Below are 18,607 nucleotides of genomic sequence, written 5' to 3' on the forward strand. Positions count from 1 at the left end.
GTTAAACTCTCAGTAATTGAACACATGTTGTAGCTGATAAATGCATTCATGTTCATCCCCTGAACGTTTTATTGAACGCAGTCCAAATTTGGGCTGCGTTTTTTTATGTTTATCAGTCAGCTACCTGGCCAGAGCGTTCCGCCTGTTTGAAATAATTTGCCAGAAACGTATCAAAGTCAACGTTATTGTCTTGCTGATAACGTTCTTCAAACGCTTGCTCTGATTCGGCCGCCCATTTAACAAAGTCATCTTGTTTGTAGTAACTGAGCGGCTCATTTTTCAATTGCTCACGGTATTGCTTAGCCAACTGCATACCCAAATTACTGTTATCGCGGTCTTCTTCTTTGAGCAATCGTAAAATTTGGCCCGATAACGTACTTTCCGGATTTAATACCCACTCGTACAAATCCGCTAAATGATTCTGATACACTTTATTGCCTGAACTGTTATCCAGTGCTTTAGCAATTGAAGAGAAATCTGCAAACAGTTCTTCCAGCCAGTCAGCCATTAGGCGGTCAATGCCGTTTTGCTGCAAGCTTAGGCGCGGATCACGCCCCTGCATAACCACTTTAGTAAAGTTCTTATCGGCTTGCTGCTGCTGTTCCCAGCTCATTTCTTCGCTTGGCTGTAATAAACAATGCAGAAGCATTAAGTCCAGAAAGTGCATTTGTTGTGCTGTGATACCAACATCGCTAAACGGGTTCACGTCCAGCGCGCGAATTTCGACATATTCTACTCCGCCCCGCTCTAGAGCCTGGCTTGGCGTTTCACCATCGCGTGCTGTCTGTTTAGGACGAATTGGCGAGTAAAATTCATTCTCTATCTGCAGAATATTATCGTTAAGCTGACGATAATCGTCGCCCACTTTTACACCGATTTTCGAAAACTGTGTAGAAGGAGTTGTAATTGCGCGACGCAGGCCTGTCACATACTCATCCAATGAGTTATACGTGATTTTCAGCGTTGCCTGTTCTTTATTGGTATAACCTAAGTCGCTCATTCGCAACGACGTACCATAAGGCAAAAATACCGTGCCTTTACCTACTGTATCAAAATCCCATTTTTGCAGAATCTCTTCGTTTTTTGTCTGACTGAAAAACGATTTACACAAAGCGGGTGAAGCGCCAAACAAGTAAGGAATAACCCAGGCAACGCGCTTGAAGTTACGGATGAGAGCGAAATAGCGTTCCGTACGGAAGCTCTGATTATTACTAACGCCTTCAATCTCTGCTAACTCTTCCCACATCGCATCGGACACAGAAAAATTGTAATGCACCCCGGCAATAACCTGCATAGTGGCGCCGTAGCGATATGTCAGACCACGCCGGTAAAGGCTTTTCATACGTCCCGAGTGCGAGTCACCATATTTAGCGATACGAATATCGTCATCTGAGCCAATATAGCAAGGCATGCTCATAGGCCACAGCAACTCGTCATTAATGGCGTTATAAGCCACCCGATGAATATCCCGGAGTTGTGACAGCGTTGTGTCAATATCGGAGGCAACCGGAGTAATGAACTCAAGTAGGTTTTCTGAGTAATCGGTTGTAATGGTTGGATGGGTCAGGGTTTTTCCCAGTTCCTGGGGATGGTCACCCGGCGCCAGCGTTCCATTTTCTTTTATTCGCAAAGCTTCACGTTCAATACCACGCTTAATGCCCTGCCAAACTGCTGTTTTACCCGATTGCTTAAGCTTTTCGATAACTGCTTGAAATGTTGCTTGCAAAAGACAACTCCATTCACTGAGACGGAAGGTTTTCTGCCGCTAAGCTTACTGGTAATTCGCTAAAAGGTCTATGGTTGTCACCCTTAATTTGACCACATAACTTGGCGATTACGGCTCAACGTGGCAGACTAGCTACTGTTTATCTAACCTTTCGGTTACGGATCAACCATGAATTCATTCTGGACTTTTTTACAGCTCATTTTTGTCATTCTTCAGGTAACCAGTCTTGCGTTATATGCCCTGTTACCTGCCCCCTGGAGTGACACTGTATTAGTCGCGATGATTCTGTTCAGTTTAATTATTGGCATTGTCATTTGGTGGTGGTCCCGACGTAACGCACTGACTGCGCCTTTTCGGCAACCCTTTTTATCGTCAGACTCGTTACAACTGTTTGAACAAGTTTTTAATGACCTGCCAACCCGGGTTTACTGGCGCGATCCTGAGTTAAAACTTTTAGGGGGAAACCGCGCTTTTGCCAATGACTTTGGTATTGATCCTGAGTCTCTGGCCGGTAAAACGGATGCTGAAATCGATTCCCTTGCCAGTAATGACGTATTACTGGAGCGCGACAGAAAAACCTTTAGTCAGCAGGCACCTTCCGTTAATGCAGAAATCGAACTAAAAGTGAGCGGTAAGAGTCAATGGGTCGAGCATTCCAGTGTTCCACTTTACGATGACGACCACAATATTATCGGCATCCTCGGTAGCTACTACGATATATCCGGTATTAAATCGGTCGCTGAAGAAATGGAAAAAGCCAAAGAAACCGCCGAACGTGCTAATCAGTCAAAAGGTGAATTTCTGGCGAATATGAGCCATGAAATTCGCACACCAATTAACGCTATCGTCGGTATGGCAAACCTTTGCCTGAAAACCGAACTTACGCAAAAACAAAAACGCTACATCAAAGTCATCGACTCCTCTTCGCAAGCTTTACTAGGCGTTATTAATGACATTCTCGATTTTTCGAAAATTGACGCGGGTAAGTTAACTGTCGAGCGCATTCCTTTCGACTTGCAGGACGTATTGACCTCACTGGCGGATATGTTTGCGTACCGGGCTTACGATAAAGACCTCGAGTTTATTATTAACTTACCGGCCAATATACCAACGCGTTTAATTGGTGACCCACTGCGCTTAAATCAGGTGCTGGTTAACCTAATTAGTAATGCCATTAAGTTTACCGAAGACGGTGAAATCAATGTTGCCGTTAACCTGCTGGACAGTTCCCGGGATAATGTTTTATTACGGATATCGGTTACCGATACCGGTATTGGTATGGATGAAGAACAGCGCGCCAACCTCTTTAAAGCCTTTACTCAGGCAGATACTTCTACAACCCGTAAGTATGGGGGTACCGGCCTTGGCTTAGCCATTTCCCGACGTCTTATTTTATTAATGGGCGGCGATATCGGCGTAACCAGCGCCGCCGGTCAGGGCTCTACATTTTATATCGAAGTAGAGCTGCCGTTACAGACAGAGCAGGACAACAGTCATCATCAGTATCTTTTGCAGAAACTTAAAGGTGTTCGAATTCTCGCCATTGATGACAACTTAAGTACCCGCGAAATGCTCTATGAAATGCTGCGCAGTTATCAGGTTGACGTAAAAGTTTGTCGAACAGCGGAACAAGCCTTGCAAGTGTTTCAGCTGTCTGTCGAGGACAACAATCCTTATCAACTGGTTTTGGTTGACTGGCGTTTGCCGGGTATGGATGGTCTGGAATTTTGCCAGAAGATAACCGAACGTTATGCAGAAGACATTCGGCCGAAAATGACTCTGGCAACGGGATATTACGCTGAAGAATTATCAGAAAAGGCGAAACAAGCAGGCGTCAATGACATCATTTCAAAACCCTTTACCGCGTCAACATTAGGTAGAAGCCTGACCTCAACATTATTTCAGCGAGAGCTCTCCGATGCGGACGATGCTGACAGTGGTGACGGCATCCCGGAAAGTATTTTGCGAGCGCCTATTTTGGTGGTAGAGGACAATGAGATTAACCAGCAAGTCGCCAGAGAAATTCTCTCAAGCCACAAGTTTAAAGTGGATATAGTGGAAAATGGGCAGCTAGCAGTAGAAGCCGTTCATAACAAAAATTATTCGCTGGTATTAATGGACATTCAAATGCCGGTCATGGACGGGCTGAAAGCGGCGCAAACAATCCGCGCCGACTTCAATTATCAGCAGCTTCCTATTCTGGCAATGACGGCCAATGCAATGAGTGGCGACGAGGAGCGTTCACTTGCCGCAGGTATGCAAGGACATATTGCTAAACCAATTGATGAACAACAACTGATTAAAGCCATTATTAAATGGGCTGTCCCGGGTGACTACACCAATAACCAACAACCAGAAGTACCACCAGAATCTAAACAGGATGAGGTTAATAAACCGCCGGTTCGTATTCCACAAGTGAAGGGCATTGAGTTTGAAACGGCATTAAAACGTTTACAGTACAATGTTGAGCTTTATCTGAAATTAGTAGAGCAGCTGTATGAAACCTACCAGGGTAGCGCTACTAAAGTCTCTGACTTTATTACCCGGGGGCAGCATGAAAGTGCGCGCCGCTATTTTCATTCGTTAAAGGGAGCTGCCGCGAATCTTGGCTTTACTCAGTTACAAAGCAAAGCCGCCGACTTAGAGCAATTTATGGCAGAGGGTAATATCGATAAAGTCGCTGACCAGATCACTGAACTGGAAAAACGTTTACGCTATGCGCATCAGGCGGCTGTCGACTTAGAAGCCATTCAACAACATCAGTCTTGAGGAATTACTATGATCCGCTATTTTTTTATTATTCCGCTGCTGCTCAGTCTGATTTGGTTGCTGTATTTACGCGCTAATGGCTGGAGTATCAAACAAGGTTACAAAGGCTTTGTGTATATTGCGGTTATAAGCGCTGTCATCGCCGCTTTTTACACGGCGATGATGTTTCTGACCGGGCGTTAAACCAATGCCAGTAAAACCCCCGCTGCAACTGCTGAGCCTAATACTCCGGCTACGTTAGGTCCCATCGCATGCATTAACAGGAAGTTTTGCTGATTAGCCTGTAAACCAACCTTATTAACCACCCGTGCTGCCATAGGTACAGCGGATACTCCAGCAGCACCAATTAACGGGTTAATCGGGTCTTTGCTGAATTTCCCCATTAATTTCGCCATTAAAATACCACTGGCAGTTCCTATCGCAAATGCAACGGCACCTAATACCAAAATACCCAGCGTTTGGAAGCTGAGAAATTGCTCCGCCTGCAATTTAGAACCCACAGCCAAACCGAGAAAGATGGTCACTATATTAATCAGCTCGTTCTGAGTGGTTTTCGTTAAGCGCTCCACTACGCCAGATTCACGCATTAAGTTACCCAGACAGAACATGCCTACCAGGGGCGTTGCTGAAGGCAAAAACAGCAGCGTTAACCCCATAGCTATTAACGGGAAGAAAAGCTTCTCACGACGAGCTACCGGCCGTAACTGCTCCATTTTAATCTCACGCTCGGCCTGAGTTGTCAGCAGTTTCATTATTGGCGGCTGGATAATAGGCACCAGCGCCATATATGAGTACGCTGCAACAGCAATAGCTCCCAATAAATCCGGTGCCAGCTTCGACGCCAGGAAAATAGCAGTGGGGCCATCAGCGCCGCCTATAATTGAAATAGCTGCCGCATCGGACATCGAAAACTCAATGCCCGGTATGCCATTCAAAGCAATAGCTCCAAACAAGGTAGCAAAGATACCGAACTGAGCCGCCCCACCCAAAAACAACATTTTAGGGTTTGCCAGCAAGGGACCAAAATCGGTTAACGCTCCAACTCCCATAAAAATAAGCAAAGGGAACACACCGGTATCGATACCAACGCTATACACGTAATAAAGAACCCCGCCTGGCTCAGTGAAGCCGCCTAAGGGGATATTTGCCAGTATTGCGCCAAAACCAATAGGTAATAGTAATAGAGGTTCAAATTTCTTTGAGATTGCTAAATACAACAACAATCCCCCCACCAGAATCATGCTGAACTGGCCGAATGTCATTGCAGCAATGCCGGTGGTTTCCCATAAAATCTGCAGCTTTTCCATATCAGCCTACCGTCACCAGAGCATCACCCACGGTCACTGCGTCACCTTCTTTTACATGAAGAGACTGAACAGTGCCGTCTTTTGGCGCTTTAATATCGGTTTCCATTTTCATCGCTTCCATTACTAAGACGACGTCGCCGGCTTTGATTGCAGCACCCTCTTTGGCTACAACTTTAAAAATATTACCGGCTAATGGCGCTTTTATGGTTTCACCCTCGCCTGATCCACCTGATGAGTCCTGCGATGGCTCAGGTGATGATTGCGAAGACTCTGCTGAGGATGATGACTTCACAGAGTCGAGCTGACCCGCTGGGCCAACTTTTACATTATAACGCTTACCCTCAACCTCAACTTCGTATTGCTCAACATCTCCGGTTGCTTTTGGAGCTGCCTGCTCTTTAGATTCCGTTTGCTCTTCAGGCTCTTCTCCGGGCGCCGGCTCAAAAGCATCCGGGTTATCACGGTTCTTCAGGAATTTAAGCCCAATTTGCGGAAACAGTGCATAAGTTAAGACATCATCAACAACATCATCCGCTAAACGAATATCTTCATCTGTCGCTTTATCTTTTAGCTCTTTGGTCAGCGCATCCAGTTCGTTATCCAGTAAATCCGCCGGGCGACAGGTAATAGGTTCTTCACCGTCCAGAACGCGCTTCTGCAAGTCTTTATTAACTTCTGCAGCGGTTGCTCCATATTCACCTTTAAGAACCGCAGCAGTTTCTTTAGAGATATTCTCGTAACGTTCACCGCTCAACACGTTCAGAACCGCCTGGGTTCCTACAATTTGTGAGGTTGGCGTAACCAAAGGGATAAATCCAAGATCTTCACGTACCTTCGGAATCTCTTTTAAAACTTCATCAAATTTATCCAGCGCACCCTGCTCTTTTAACTGTCCTTCCATATTGGTCAGCATACCTCCCGGTACCTGAGCCAGAAGAATGCGCGCATCAACCCCTTTGAGAGAACCTTCAAACTTAGCGTATTTCTTACGCACATCGCGGAAATAGCTGGCTACTTCAGCTAAGTCAGGTAATGACAAGCCTGTGTCCCGGTCGGTATTCTCTGTCATTGCAACCAGGGTTTCTGTTGGCGAATGGCCGTAAGTCATACTCATTGACGAAATGGCGGTATCCAGCATATCGATACCAGCATCAATGGCTTTTTGGTAGGTTGCCACACTTAAGCCCGTTGTTGCATGACACTGCATAGCAATTGGCAAGTCCGTCTTTTCCTTCAACGCGCTAACGAGTTCATAGGCGTCGTTAGGCCTTAACAAGCCAGCCATATCTTTAATGAATAACGAGTCACAGCCTAAATCTTCCAATTCCTGTGCCATTGCTACCCATTTATCCAGCGTATGGACCGGGCTGACAGTATAAGCGAGAGTGCCCTGCGCATGGCCATCAACGTCTTTTGCCGCTTTTATTGCTGTTTTTAAATTTCGAACATCGTTCATCGCATCAAAAATACGAAAAACATCAACACCATTTTCTTTTGCACGCTCGACAAAACGCTTCACCACATCATCGGCGTAATGCCTATATCCCAGCAGGTTTTGCCCTCGAAGCAGCATTTGCTGACGAGTATTCGGCATAGCCTTTTTCAGTTCACGAATGCGTTCCCAGGGATCTTCACCAAGGTAGCGAATACAAGAATCAAAAGTCGCACCACCCCAGGACTCCATTGACCAGTAGCCGATGCTGTCGAGCTTTTCAGCAATGGGAAGCATGTCGTCCAGACGCATACGCGTTGCGAGTAGTGACTGATGTGCGTCACGAAGCACCAACTCTGTTAGTAACAGGGGTTTACTCATTGTAATTTCTCCTTGTTATTCGCTGCTTTTTTGCCTTGACGATAACGGTGTACCGCAGCAGAAATTGCAGCCAGTACCGCAGGACTTGCTGCATCAGAGCTATTACTTTCGACTGAAGGCTGAGTACTGGCAACAGGCTCTGGTGTTGGGATCAGGCGTTTCATAACGCTCATGGCAACGACCAGTAAGCAAAGAAAGATGATGACTGCGCCCATGCCTACCAGCATGAGTTGCGCAGCTTGACTGAGCAATTCTGACACGAAGCACTCCTGATTGGTTGCTAAGGTATTGTTATAAAATTATTAAATACCATGGTAGCAAGTCACGCAAGGAGATACAGCAGTAAATAGTGGGTATTCAGGATTTAAATGAGATTAAAAAATATTCAAAGGGATTAATGTGCAAAAAAGATAATTAAGGGGGATATAAAGAAGAATGGCGCGCTCGGGAGGACTCGAACCTCCAACCGCCTGGTTCGTAGCCAGGTACTCTATCCAGTTGAGCTACGAGCGCGTATTCAGGTTAGTAACAATATGGCGCGCTCGGGAGGATTCGAACCTCCGACCGCCTGGTTCGTAGCCAGGTACTCTATCCAGCTGAGCTACGAGCGCGTAATTGTTACTGTAAACGACTGGCGGAGAGGGAGGGATTCGAACCCTCGATAGGGCTACAAACCCTATACTCCCTTAGCAGGGGAGCGCCTTCAGCCACTCGGCCACCTCTCCAAATCGTTGTGGCGTGAATTCTAGCGATGTTGGCAATAATGTCAATCGCTTTTTTAAAAACTAGGGTTTAAGTGTGGGATAATTGACCATCTCGCGTGATTTTTCTTCAGAATGCTCAAAAACATAAAAAAAGACCGGCTTTCGCCGGTCTTGTCTAATCACTTATTCTTTGTCTTGCTCATCGTCTTTCTCAGACTGAATGCGCATGTATATTTCTTCGCGATGAACGGAAACGTCTTTCGGGGCATTAACACCAATACGTACTTGGTTTCCCTTAACGCCGAGAACGGTGACCGAAACATCATCACCTATCATTAATGTTTCACCTACACGGCGAGTTAAAATTAGCATAGATTGCTCCTTCAATACTGTTCCGATTCTTACCGCGAATATCGAACTTTCCCTGATTGGCGTAAGCAGTCTACCAACACTGAGAGTGATTACACTATAACGAAGCGCATATTTCTTCGTTGTGTTTTAATCGCTTACAGAGACAGCTAAAGCTGTTGCTGTAACCAAGTCGTCGCAGTAGCCAACGCTTCATTTAGCTGTTCCGGGAGTGAACCACCTGCCTGCGCCATATCAGGACGACCTCCGCCTTTGCCTCCAACGACATTTGCAGCCTGATTCACGATATCTCCTGCTTTAACTTTAGACGTTAAATCGGTAGTAACGCCAGCAATTAAACTGACTTTATCACCGTTTGCAGTTCCCAATAATACGATACCTGAGCCCATTTGGTTCTTCAGATCATCAACTAATCCGCGCAAAGATTTCGGGTCTGCCTGATCTAACTCTGCAATGATTGCTTTAACCCCATTAATATCAACAGCCTGAGCGATTAATCCACCACCGGCCTGCTGTGCCAGCTTTTGTTGCAGTTGCTCGTTTTTACGCTCTAATTCACGGAACTTATGCTGTAACTGCTGGACTTTTTCGGCCACAGAACTTGGTTCTGTTTTCAACTCTCCGGCAATTTGCTGCAATACACTTTGTTGTTGTTGAGTATATCGTACGGCTGCTTCTCCGGTTACCACTTCAATACGACGCACACCCGAAGCGATACCGCCCTCCGACGTTATTCTGAATAAGCCGATATCGCCTGTAGCTTTGACATGAGTACCGCCACAAAGCTCCATGGAGAAGTCTCCCATGCGTACAACTCGTACTTGCTCGTCATACTTTTCGCCGAACAAGGCCATTGCGCCCGCTTCTTTTGCTTCATCAATGGCCATAAGCTGTGTTTGCAGTGGCAGATTAGCGCGAACTTGAGCATTTACCTCACGCTCTAACTGAGCCAATTGCTCTGTCGTCACTGGTTCAAAGTGCGAGAAATCAAAACGCATTTTGTCCGCTTCGACCAAAGAACCTTTTTGTGTAACGTGCTCGCCCAGCAGATTTCTAAGCGCTGCATGCAGCAAATGCGTTGCCGAGTGGTTGCGTTTAATATTCTCACGACGCTCAGAATCAATTTCGGCTTTTACGCTGTCGCTGAGCTTAACCGCAGCTTTCGCTACGCCGTGGTGCGCTATAGCTTTACCAATATACTGAGTATCGGTCACTTCAAATGCTGGTCCGTTGGCAACCAAAACACCTTTGTCACCGATTTGACCACCACTTTCTGCATAAAATGGAGTTTCTGATAAAACCACAATGCCGTTTTCGCCCGCCTGCAACTGCTCTACTGGCTTACCATCTTTAAATAACTCGACCACTTTTGCCTGCCCGACAACGTCATCGTAACCGGTAAATGCGGTTTTATTGTCAGACTTAAGCTGTTGATTATAATCCATGCCAAACTGAGAAGCCTGCTGAGCCCGCTGACGTTGCTCTGACATCGCCTGTTCGAAGCCTTGCTCATCAATTGTCAATTCCTGCTCACGGGCAATATCCGCGGTTAAGTCAACCGGAAAGCCATAAGTGTCATAGAGTTTGAAGACCACGTCGCCCGGTATAACATTACCTTTTAGCTCGCCAATTTCGTCTGACAAAATCGCCAAACCACGCTCCAGCGTGCGCGCAAACTGCTGCTCTTCGCGTTCCAGGGCGTCTTTAATAATTTGCTTTTTCTGCTCCAGCTCAGGATACGCTTCGCCCATCTGGCGAGCCAGTTCGTCTACCAAACGGAAAAAGAAAGTGTCTTTAGCGCCCAGTAAGTGCCCGTGTCGCACAGCTCTACGTATTATACGGCGCAGAACATAACCACGGCCTTCGTTTGATGGCATAACACCATCGGTAATCAAGAAGGAGCATGAACGAATGTGATCGGCAATAACTCGCAATGATTTATTATCCAGGTCATTGGTGCCAATAATTTCAGCTGCCGCTTTAATCAGCGCCTGGAACAAATCAATTTCATAGTTACTGTGAACGTTCTGCATAATGGCAGAAATACGCTCCAGCCCCATACCCGTATCAATGGAGGGATCAGGCAAGGGTTCCAGGGTACCGTCAGCCTGACGGTTATACTGCATAAAGACCAGGTTCCAAATCTCGATGTACCGATCACCGTCTTCTTCAGGGGTTCCCGGCGGGCCGCCCCATACTTCTTCACCGTGGTCATAAAACACTTCAGAGCATGGCCCACAAGGCCCGGTATCACCCATAGACCAGAAGTTATCTTTTTCACCAATGCGCGAAATACGGTCTTCCGGTACGCCAATATCTTTGACCCAGATGTCGTAGGCTTCATCATCTTCGGTGAACACCGTAACCCAGAGCTTTTCAGCAGGCAGTTTCAACTCTTTGGTTAAAAAGTCCCAGGCGTACTGAATGGCTTGTTTCTTAAAGTAGTCACCAAAACTGAAGTTACCCATCATTTCAAAGAAAGTATGATGACGGGCTGTATACCCAACATTTTCTAAATCGTTATGTTTACCACCGGCACGCAGACAACGCTGCGCCGACGTGGCTTTATCATAACGACGTTTATCAGTACCCAGGAAAACGTCTTTAAATGGAACCATACCCGCATTGGTAAATAACAAGGTGGGATCGTTACCGGGGATCATTGATGCTGACGGAACTTTTTCGTGTCCTCGCTCAGCAAAGTAATTTAAAAATGCATCACGAATTTGGGCACTGTTCATGCTCATATTGAGTCCTACTTTTCTTAACTGAGTGACTTTAGGTCAATGTTTTAATGCTCTAAGACTATCACGAAGTAGCCTTCTAGCCTAGCGTCGTGGTCGATTGACGCAAGCGAAAATTTGCTCCGGGGTAAAGCCTCGCTGCTGCAAAAAGCGAACCTGCCGACTCCACTCTTTTTCATCGGCCGGGTCATCATCGCCAAACTTTTTCTGCTTCAGCTCTGCACACAATTCAAACCAGTCGACTTCCATGGATTCGAGCACATCCTCAACAATTTCCGTAGCAACGCCTTTTTGTTGAGTGGCCTGCGCCATGATTTTTAATCGCCCCTGTTTTTGCCCTACTTTTTCACGAATAAAGCTACCGGCAAAGCGTTCATCACTCTGCCAGCCTTCCTGTTTAAGTTCGTCAACAACGCGGTTAACCATTTCTGCAGGCCATTGCTTCTGGATTAATTTACGCTTTAATTCAGTTCTGCTTTGCTCCCGCATTGCCAGCAACCGAAAAGCACTGTCACGCAGTGCTTTTTCGTCATACTCTGAACTTTCGTCCATGGTCTATACTCCAACACCTAACTATGGAATTTGGTCTAAGGATGCTTAATATGACTCAGAGTAATTCAAAATCAAGGTTTCTCTTCATTTGTCTTGTCTTTCTCACGGCAGGATTTACCACTTTCGCTCAAGCAGACGAGCGTACCTTATCAATATCCGGCAGCGGCAGTGTTTCTGCAATTCCTGATCAGATGTCACTGACTTTCTGGATAGAAGAACGCGGGAATAAACTCAGCTCACAAAAAACATTAGTCGATAACACCACTACCCGCTTAATTAAAGATCTGAATAGTAAAGGTATAGAAGATAAAGATATTCGTTCTTACCAATTACAAATTTACCCTCGCTATGAACAAAACGATGACGGGAAAACAGAGCAAGATGGCTTTGTGGTTCAACGCGAAGTTCAGGTCACTTTGTTAGAGCCTGAGAACTACGACAGTATTATCGATCTGGCGCTTGCGCGCGGCGTCACTCGCGTAGGCCAGGTTAAGTTTGAAATTAGTGATCAGCAGGGTTTGTATCAACAAGCATTGATTAACGCTTATGAACAAGCAAAAAATAAGGCCGAACGCCTGGCCACGGCTGCGGGTCTCGAGCTGACGGGAACATTAAGTATCGCTGAACGCTCTATGTCACGCCCGGTGGTTATGCAAATGGCAGAAATGAGCAGCCGCTCAGATAAAGTGTCATTACCTGGTCAGCAAACTATTGAGGCACAAGTAGAGGTTATATTCTCAACCAAAACTCAGTCGGATTCTGACAATTAAATCGTTGCTATGTTGAGTACTCGGAGTAAAATGGCTTGCTAATTAACGTTTTTATAACAGAAAGAGTCATTTTGTTCCGAAAATTTCAGAGTTTTTTATTGATTACCTTGCTAGCTGTCACTTCATTAGTTTCGGCTCAGGAGTGGCAGCAGCAACGTATAGATGCCAGTAGCAACCCGGATGCCTGGATAAAAAAGACCTCTGAATTAATAAAGCAGTACGATAACCAGCGCCAGTATGAAGAACTGGCAATGGCTTACGCACTGCAAGTTGAAGCCTATAGATATTCCGGCCACGAGAGTAAAGCGCATGCAGCCATAGATGAAGGTCTGCGCTTTGCTGAATTAGCCGATTCAAAAACAGCAAAAACTCTGCTGAGAATTAACCAAACATGGTATTTCTTACAACGAGGTCAACTTCGCCAGGCCAACACCAGCGTTATCTATGCAAGAGAAAACGCCAAGGCCTCAGGTAATAGCGATTTACAAATAGAAGCAGACATACTTCACGCGCAAGTGATGCAGAATACAGGGGATATAGCCCATGCACTGCAAACTCTTGAGCAGCTCAATCGTAATGCCTACACGGCACACCCCAGGTTGCAGGTAGAATTTCACGCTTTAATTGGTTCTATTTATCTTGATGTTGGGGCAAACGATATTGGTTTAGAGCACATTCAGAATGCGCTCGACATCAGCAGAGAACATTTAGGTCAATGGGATGTTTCGGTACTCGAGTACAATTTAGCCACAGCCTATCAAGCCGCCGAAAATGATGAAAAAGCCAGACAGCATTTCGAGACGGCTTTAGAAATCAGTAAAGCCATTAACGATGATCTTGGCGTCGCTTATGCCCTTTTCCAAATGGCCTCAATTGATATCAAAAACGAAAATTATCAACGGGCCTTAGAACGCCTCAACAGAGCTATGCCGCAATTTAAGTCGGCCGGCGCCCACCCTATGGAAGCACAGAGTCGGCTAGCTATGGTGTCGGCTTATTTAGGTACCAACGAACTTGAAACAGCCTTCGCTCAACTAGAAGCTGCCAGTTCGGTTATTAACACATTAGCTGATAATCAATTATATCAGACCCTGAATGAGCGCTGGTCTGAGTATTATCAGAGTAAAGAAAATTACAAGGCTGCTCTGGAGCGTTACAAAACTTCTGTCAATTATATGCAGAAAGTGCAGGAGCAAACTCAGGATAAACAAGTACAAGAAATTATGGTGCGCCTGGAAATTAAAGAGCAGGAGACCACCAATGAATTACTTAAAAAAGAAAATCAGTTGCAGCAGTTAGAACTGCAGGAGCAGCAAACCTCCTATTACCTGCTGGTGTGGATTATTATTTCAGGCCTTTTGGTGGTTATTATTGTTTCGGCTTTTCTGTATCAGCAATGGCGGGCTCGTAAAAACTTCGCCGAACTGGCATTAAAAGACGATTTAACTAACGCGCCGAATCGACGTGCCATTGTCCGTATATGCAAAAAAGGTCTGGAGCAAGCTCGCGAACAACAACGTCAGTTAGCCCTGGCCGTTGTCGACTTCGATTACTTTAAGGCAATAAATGATCAGTTCGGTCACGACGTTGGTGACCGCGTATTACAACGTTTTGCAGAAGTTGCCAAACTCAGCCTGCGTGATCAGGACAACTTCGGTCGCCTGGGAGGCGAAGAATGGCTGTTGGTCTTTTTCGATGTCAGTAAAGAGGACGCGAAAAACATCTTCGAGCGCATTACCAAGGAAATGAACAGCAAGCCCATTAGCGGTTTGCCGGAAGATTACCGCATTACCTTCAGTATGGGCTTTACTAACGCTCACCCGGAAGATAGTTTTGATTCTCTTTATAAACGTGCGGATGATGTTTTATTCGAAGCTAAGGATAAAGGCCGGGAGCGCCTAGTCATCACTGATTAAAGCTCATCTGTCTTAAATTTAGGCAGGTTATGACTGATACAATGCAAACCACCGCCCCCTAAAACAAATTCGCGAGCATCAATGGCAATAACCTTTCGCTCCGGAAGAGCTTCGCGAACAGTCCGCACGGCTTGAGCGTCTGTGGTTAACCCAAATTGAGGTACCACAACCAGTTTACTCGTTTGCAAAACATTCACATAACTGCACAGTAAAGGCAGTTCAACGGTACGTTTTAAGCTTGACGATGTAAGTTCAACCCCCGCTCTTTCTTCACGAGCTGGCAGTTGTGGAGGCGGCAAAGGTAAAGGAATGGTTTGAATGTAAGCAGGCAGTTTATCCAGTTGTTTTTTAAGCGCCTGGCAGGTTTTATAATCCGGATGCGCTGTATTATCAGTGGCAGCATAAAGCACAGTATTTGCGTCAACGAATAACGCCATATTATCAATATGCCCGCCCGTTTCATCAGCAACCAATCCACCATCAAAAAAGTGCAAACGTTGCCCGGGCAACAACTGACCTAATAACGACTTTATCTGCGGCTCTGTCATTGCCGGGTTTCGCTGCTTAATACAGGCCAGACCAATTAGCCAGTCACCCTGGCCGTTGTGCGTAAAAGCACCGCCTTCAGCAATAAGCAGGCTATTTGTTACTGGACACATCAAGCGAGAACACAGGCTTTGACTAAAGGCTTTATCAGCAGCAATAACATTCTGGACACCACCCCAGCCATCAAAATCAAAAGACAATGCCGCCAACTGACCGTCGCTATTTAACTGCCACAGTGGTGTAGTATCGCGTAGCCAGATATCGTCATAATCCAGCTCTATGCGCTGAACGGATTTAAGTGCCTCGGGTACACTGTCGCTTATGCTCGCAGGAACAACGAGCGAAACCGGCGTGTTATCAGGCAATTGTTTTATTAGCTTTATGAGAGCGTCTCGAGCTGGATCCGCATGCTTACGCCAGACATCACTCCGGTATGGCCAGGCCAGCAACAAGCGCTGGTTTTCCATAAAATCAGGTAACCAGCGGGCAGTAGTGGTCACTTACTTACCCCGTCGTTTACTCTGTTTTTTATCCAGTCTGTGGCGGGCGGTGGCTTTACGAATTTTCGCAAAACGACGCTGTTTAGACTCTTCATGACGAGGGTCGAGAAACGACTCTTTTTCCGCCGGTAAGTTAACCTGAGCTCTTAACGCATTGACCTGAGGCAATGACATTTCCGCCCAGCCACCTTGCGGTAAACCGGGTTCCAGAGGAATATCGCCATAGCGAACACGGATAAGACGACTGACCTGCACTTCCTGCGACTCCCACAAGCGGCGAACTTCACGATTACGCCCTTCACTGATGGTCACGTGGAACCAGCGGTTCATGCCATCACCACCGGCAGGCTTTATGCTATTGAAATGCGCAGGGCCATCTTCCAGTTGCACACCTTTTCTCAGGCGTTGCATCATGGCTTCATCCACGTCACCAAACACCCGTACCGCGTATTCACGTTCAACCTGCTGGCTGGGGTGCATCAGGCGATTAGCAAGCTCACCGTCGGTAGTAAATAACAACAGACCCGAGGTATTCACGTCAAGCCGCCCCACAGCGACCCAACGCGCACCGCTCATTCTTGGCAAGCGGTCATAAACGGTCGGCCGTCCCTCCGGATCCTTGCGCGTACACAATTCACCCTCGGGCTTGTGGTAAATCAGAACTCGGCAAATGACCTCTTCTTCAGGTTTAATCTGAACTTCGTGGCCATCAATGCGTACTTTTGCGTCGGCATCAATACGCTCACCCAATTGTGCTACTTTGCCGTTCACACGAATTCGGCCGGCTGAAATTTTTGTTTCAATTTCGCGGCGCGAACCATGTCCAGATCGGGCTAAAACCTTTTGTAATTTCTCGGTCATTACGAATCATCTCTCTCGTTAGTCGCTGTCTCAGCGGTACGTTCATCATCTTCATTAAGTGTGTCGATATCAGGTAATTCTGATAAGTCACTTAAATTAAAATCATCTAAAAAATCGTTAGTGCTGGCATAAAGCTGAGGTCTTCCCGGCACTTCTTTGTGCCCTACAACCTTAACCCAGCCTCGTTCCTGCAGTGTCTTCATTATTTGGCTACTGACACTTACACCGCGTATTTGTTCAATTTCACCACGCGTAATGGGCTGCCGGTAAACAATTAATGCCAAAGTTTCCAGCAAAGCGTTTGAGTAACGAGGCGGTTTTTCCTGCCAAAGCCCGGCTAACCTCTGACCCAGCTCGGCCCGGGTTTGAAAACGGTAGCCGGAAGCCACTTTTACCAACTCAATACCACGTTCCTGATAGTCTGACTGCAACTCTTTAAGTTGCTGCCTTATGGCCGCCAGCGAGGCCTCGCCTTCATTCAGCAACAGCTGATACAGCTGCTCAGCCGATAACGGCTGCGGATGCGCAAACAAGGCCGCTTCAATAAGTTGTTTAAGCTGTAACGGATTCATCTTGATTGTGCTGTCTCAAACTCAGGCGAATATCACTCATAGGCTCTACTTGTGACAATTCTACCATTGATTCTTTCACAAGTTCCAAAATTGCTAAAAAACTGACCACAGCTCCGGCGCGACCTTCTTTTCGGGTAAAGAGCTGGCTAAAAGAAACGTACTTTTTATGGCTCAACAACTCCAGTACCTGACTCATCCTCGCTCGTGTCGATAGTTGCTCGCGCTTTATCTGGTGGTGAGCTTTTAACTCCACTTGCTGTAACACTCGACTAAAAGCAAGAGTTAAGTCTTCAAGAGTCACTTCCGGAGGTGCAGCCGTTAACCACTCGCGTGCATTACTGCCAACCTCACTCAATAAAATGTCCCGCCCCACCTGCGGTTGCTGATCAATATATTCAGCACCCTGGCGTATCGCCTCATATTCCTGTAGGCGTCTTATAAGTTCCGCTCTAGGGTCTTCTTCCTCATCCTCTTCCTGAGGCGGTTTCGGCAACAGCAAACGGCTTTTTATTTCGGCCAGAATGGCCGCCATCACTAAATAATCGGCGGCAAGCTCCAGCTTCAGCTCTTGCATCATGTCCACATACTCAACATATTGCCGGGTAATAGCCAGAATAGGCATGTCCACAATATCGAGCTTTTGTTTGCGAATTAAATACAACAAGAGATCCATCGGACCACTGAAAGTATCGAGTATAACTTCCAGCGCATCCGGTGGTATATAGAGGTCTTCAGGCTTTTCTATAACCGGTTCGCCGCGAACAAAGCCTAAAGGCAGTGACTGTTGTTCCGCCATAATTAAACCGAGTGCCTGTCTAACTGACTAAAAATCAAAAGGCTCTACGTCTCCGGAACCTTCGCGACGAATGGTCGGTGCTCCCTCAGATAAATCCACAACCGTCGTTGGCTCTTCACCTTTATGACCACCATCAATAATTAAATCCACCAGCTTTTCCAGCTTATCCCGAATCTCTTCCGGATCAGATTCAGCCAGCATTCCTTGGCCAAGGATCAAGCTGGTCGACATTAATGGTTCATTTAACTCTTCCAGCAGAGCCATTGCGATACGATTAGTCGGAACCCGTATACCAATAGTTTTACGTTTGGGGTTCAACAGCCGCTTGGGAACCTCTTTCGTTCCTTTCAGAATAAAAGTGTAAGGTCCGGGAGTGTTGTTTTTCAGTAACCGGAAGGCATCGTTGTCAACCCGGGCATAAGTCGCAAGCTCAGATAAATCACGGCACATTAGAGTAAAATTGTGCTCTTTGTCTATTTCACGAATCTGGCAAATACGATCAGCTGCTGCTTTATTGCCAATTTGACAACCAATGGCATAACCCGAGTCAGTAGGGTAAACCACCACCCCACTTTTACGAATAATTTGAACCGATTGCTGAATTAAACGTGCTTGAGGATTTTCCGGATGAATTTCAAAATATTGACTCATAATCTCACCTC

Annotated in this window: 16 protein-coding genes and 3 tRNA genes; 4 read left to right on the forward strand and 15 right to left on the reverse strand. The window is 46.3% G+C overall.

The annotated features are described in order from the left end of the window. Window positions 1–112 precede the first annotated feature (112 nt). Entirely contained in the window at window positions 113–1,726 is a 1,614-nt protein-coding gene (gene gshA, locus IL_RS08850) for a glutamate--cysteine ligase (RefSeq protein WP_011234967.1), read from the reverse strand. Window positions 1,727–1,894: 168 nt separating this feature from the next. Here gshA and IL_RS08855 point away from each other — a divergent pair, with 168 nt between their 5' ends. Next, on the forward strand, window positions 1,895–4,495 hold the full coding sequence (locus tag IL_RS08855) for a response regulator (protein ID WP_011234968.1): 2,601 nt from the start codon (window positions 1,895–1,897) through the stop codon (window positions 4,493–4,495). A 9-nt stretch (window positions 4,496–4,504) separates the two neighbouring features. Beyond that, on the forward strand, window positions 4,505–4,678 hold the full coding sequence (locus IL_RS13745; RefSeq protein ID WP_011234969.1) for a hypothetical protein: 174 nt from the start codon (window positions 4,505–4,507) through the stop codon (window positions 4,676–4,678). On the opposite strand, the gene IL_RS08865 is transcribed toward IL_RS13745, so the two are convergent. The 9 genes from IL_RS08865 to IL_RS08905 all read right to left on the reverse strand — a co-directional run bounded on the left by IL_RS08865 (window position 4,675) and on the right by IL_RS08905 (window position 11,984). Continuing rightward, the gene (locus IL_RS08865; RefSeq protein ID WP_011234970.1) at window positions 4,675–5,802 is read right to left on the reverse strand and encodes a sodium ion-translocating decarboxylase subunit beta; all 1,128 of its coding nucleotides are present in this window, start codon (window positions 5,800–5,802) and stop codon (window positions 4,675–4,677) included. The two genes, IL_RS13745 and IL_RS08865, sit on opposite strands and share 4 nt — an antisense overlap. Window position 5,803: 1 nt before the next feature. Beyond that, complete coding sequence (oadA, locus tag IL_RS08870; RefSeq protein WP_011234971.1) at window positions 5,804–7,615, reverse strand: sodium-extruding oxaloacetate decarboxylase subunit alpha; 1,812 nt, start codon at window positions 7,613–7,615, stop codon at window positions 5,804–5,806. After that, window positions 7,612–7,875: an oxaloacetate decarboxylase subunit gamma gene (locus IL_RS08875; RefSeq protein ID WP_011234972.1), complete on the reverse strand. Its 264-nt coding sequence runs from the start codon at window positions 7,873–7,875 to the stop codon at window positions 7,612–7,614. Before IL_RS08875 ends, oadA begins: the two co-directional genes overlap by 4 nt. A gap of 176 nt (window positions 7,876–8,051) precedes the next feature. Continuing rightward, window positions 8,052–8,128: transfer RNA gene (locus IL_RS08880), tRNA-Arg, on the reverse strand. A gap of 21 nt (window positions 8,129–8,149) precedes the next feature. Continuing rightward, window positions 8,150–8,226 (reverse strand) — tRNA-Arg (locus IL_RS08885). A 21-nt stretch (window positions 8,227–8,247) separates the two neighbouring features. Beyond that, window positions 8,248–8,340: transfer RNA gene (locus IL_RS08890), tRNA-Ser, on the reverse strand. A gap of 162 nt (window positions 8,341–8,502) precedes the next feature. After that, window positions 8,503–8,691: a carbon storage regulator CsrA gene (gene csrA, locus IL_RS08895; protein ID WP_011234973.1), complete on the reverse strand. Its 189-nt coding sequence runs from the start codon at window positions 8,689–8,691 to the stop codon at window positions 8,503–8,505. A 146-nt stretch (window positions 8,692–8,837) separates the two neighbouring features. Then, on the reverse strand, window positions 8,838–11,435 hold the full coding sequence (gene alaS, locus IL_RS08900; protein ID WP_011234974.1) for an alanine--tRNA ligase: 2,598 nt from the start codon (window positions 11,433–11,435) through the stop codon (window positions 8,838–8,840). Window positions 11,436–11,516: 81 nt separating this feature from the next. Beyond that, entirely contained in the window at window positions 11,517–11,984 is a 468-nt protein-coding gene (locus IL_RS08905; protein ID WP_011234975.1) for a regulatory protein RecX, read from the reverse strand. Between the two features lie 50 nt (window positions 11,985–12,034). Here IL_RS08905 and IL_RS08910 point away from each other — a divergent pair, with 50 nt between their 5' ends. Both IL_RS08910 and IL_RS08915 read left to right on the forward strand, forming a co-directional pair. Then, entirely contained in the window at window positions 12,035–12,754 is a 720-nt protein-coding gene (locus IL_RS08910) for an SIMPL domain-containing protein (RefSeq protein ID WP_011234976.1), read from the forward strand. 71 nt (window positions 12,755–12,825) lie between these two features. Further along, complete coding sequence (locus IL_RS08915) at window positions 12,826–14,670, forward strand: tetratricopeptide repeat-containing diguanylate cyclase (RefSeq protein WP_114981960.1); 1,845 nt, start codon at window positions 12,826–12,828, stop codon at window positions 14,668–14,670. Here IL_RS08915 and IL_RS08920 read toward each other — a convergent pair. From IL_RS08920 to IL_RS08940, 5 genes are read right to left on the reverse strand one after another with little or no spacing between them, the layout of a single operon-like run. Next, complete coding sequence (locus IL_RS08920; protein WP_011234978.1) at window positions 14,667–15,716, reverse strand: agmatine deiminase family protein; 1,050 nt, start codon at window positions 15,714–15,716, stop codon at window positions 14,667–14,669. The two genes, IL_RS08915 and IL_RS08920, sit on opposite strands and share 4 nt — an antisense overlap. Beyond that, window positions 15,717–16,577, reverse strand: coding sequence for a 23S rRNA pseudouridine(2605) synthase RluB (rluB, locus tag IL_RS08925; RefSeq protein ID WP_011234979.1), 861 nt, complete (start codon window positions 16,575–16,577; stop codon window positions 15,717–15,719). Then, the gene (scpB, locus tag IL_RS08930) at window positions 16,577–17,149 is read right to left on the reverse strand and encodes an SMC-Scp complex subunit ScpB (RefSeq protein ID WP_011234980.1); all 573 of its coding nucleotides are present in this window, start codon (window positions 17,147–17,149) and stop codon (window positions 16,577–16,579) included. The genes rluB and scpB overlap by 1 nt, the downstream gene beginning before the upstream one ends. Then, the gene (locus IL_RS08935) at window positions 17,130–17,945 is read right to left on the reverse strand and encodes a segregation and condensation protein A (RefSeq protein WP_011234981.1); all 816 of its coding nucleotides are present in this window, start codon (window positions 17,943–17,945) and stop codon (window positions 17,130–17,132) included. The genes scpB and IL_RS08935 overlap by 20 nt, the downstream gene beginning before the upstream one ends. 27 nt (window positions 17,946–17,972) lie before the next feature. Continuing rightward, window positions 17,973–18,596 (reverse strand): L-threonylcarbamoyladenylate synthase, encoded by a 624-nt coding sequence (locus IL_RS08940; protein WP_011234982.1) that lies wholly within the window; start codon window positions 18,594–18,596, stop codon window positions 17,973–17,975. Window positions 18,597–18,607: the final 11 nt, after the last annotated feature.

This window comes from Idiomarina loihiensis L2TR (assembly GCF_000008465.1).
GTDB classification, from domain to species: Bacteria; Pseudomonadota; Gammaproteobacteria; order Enterobacterales; family Alteromonadaceae; genus Idiomarina; species Idiomarina loihiensis.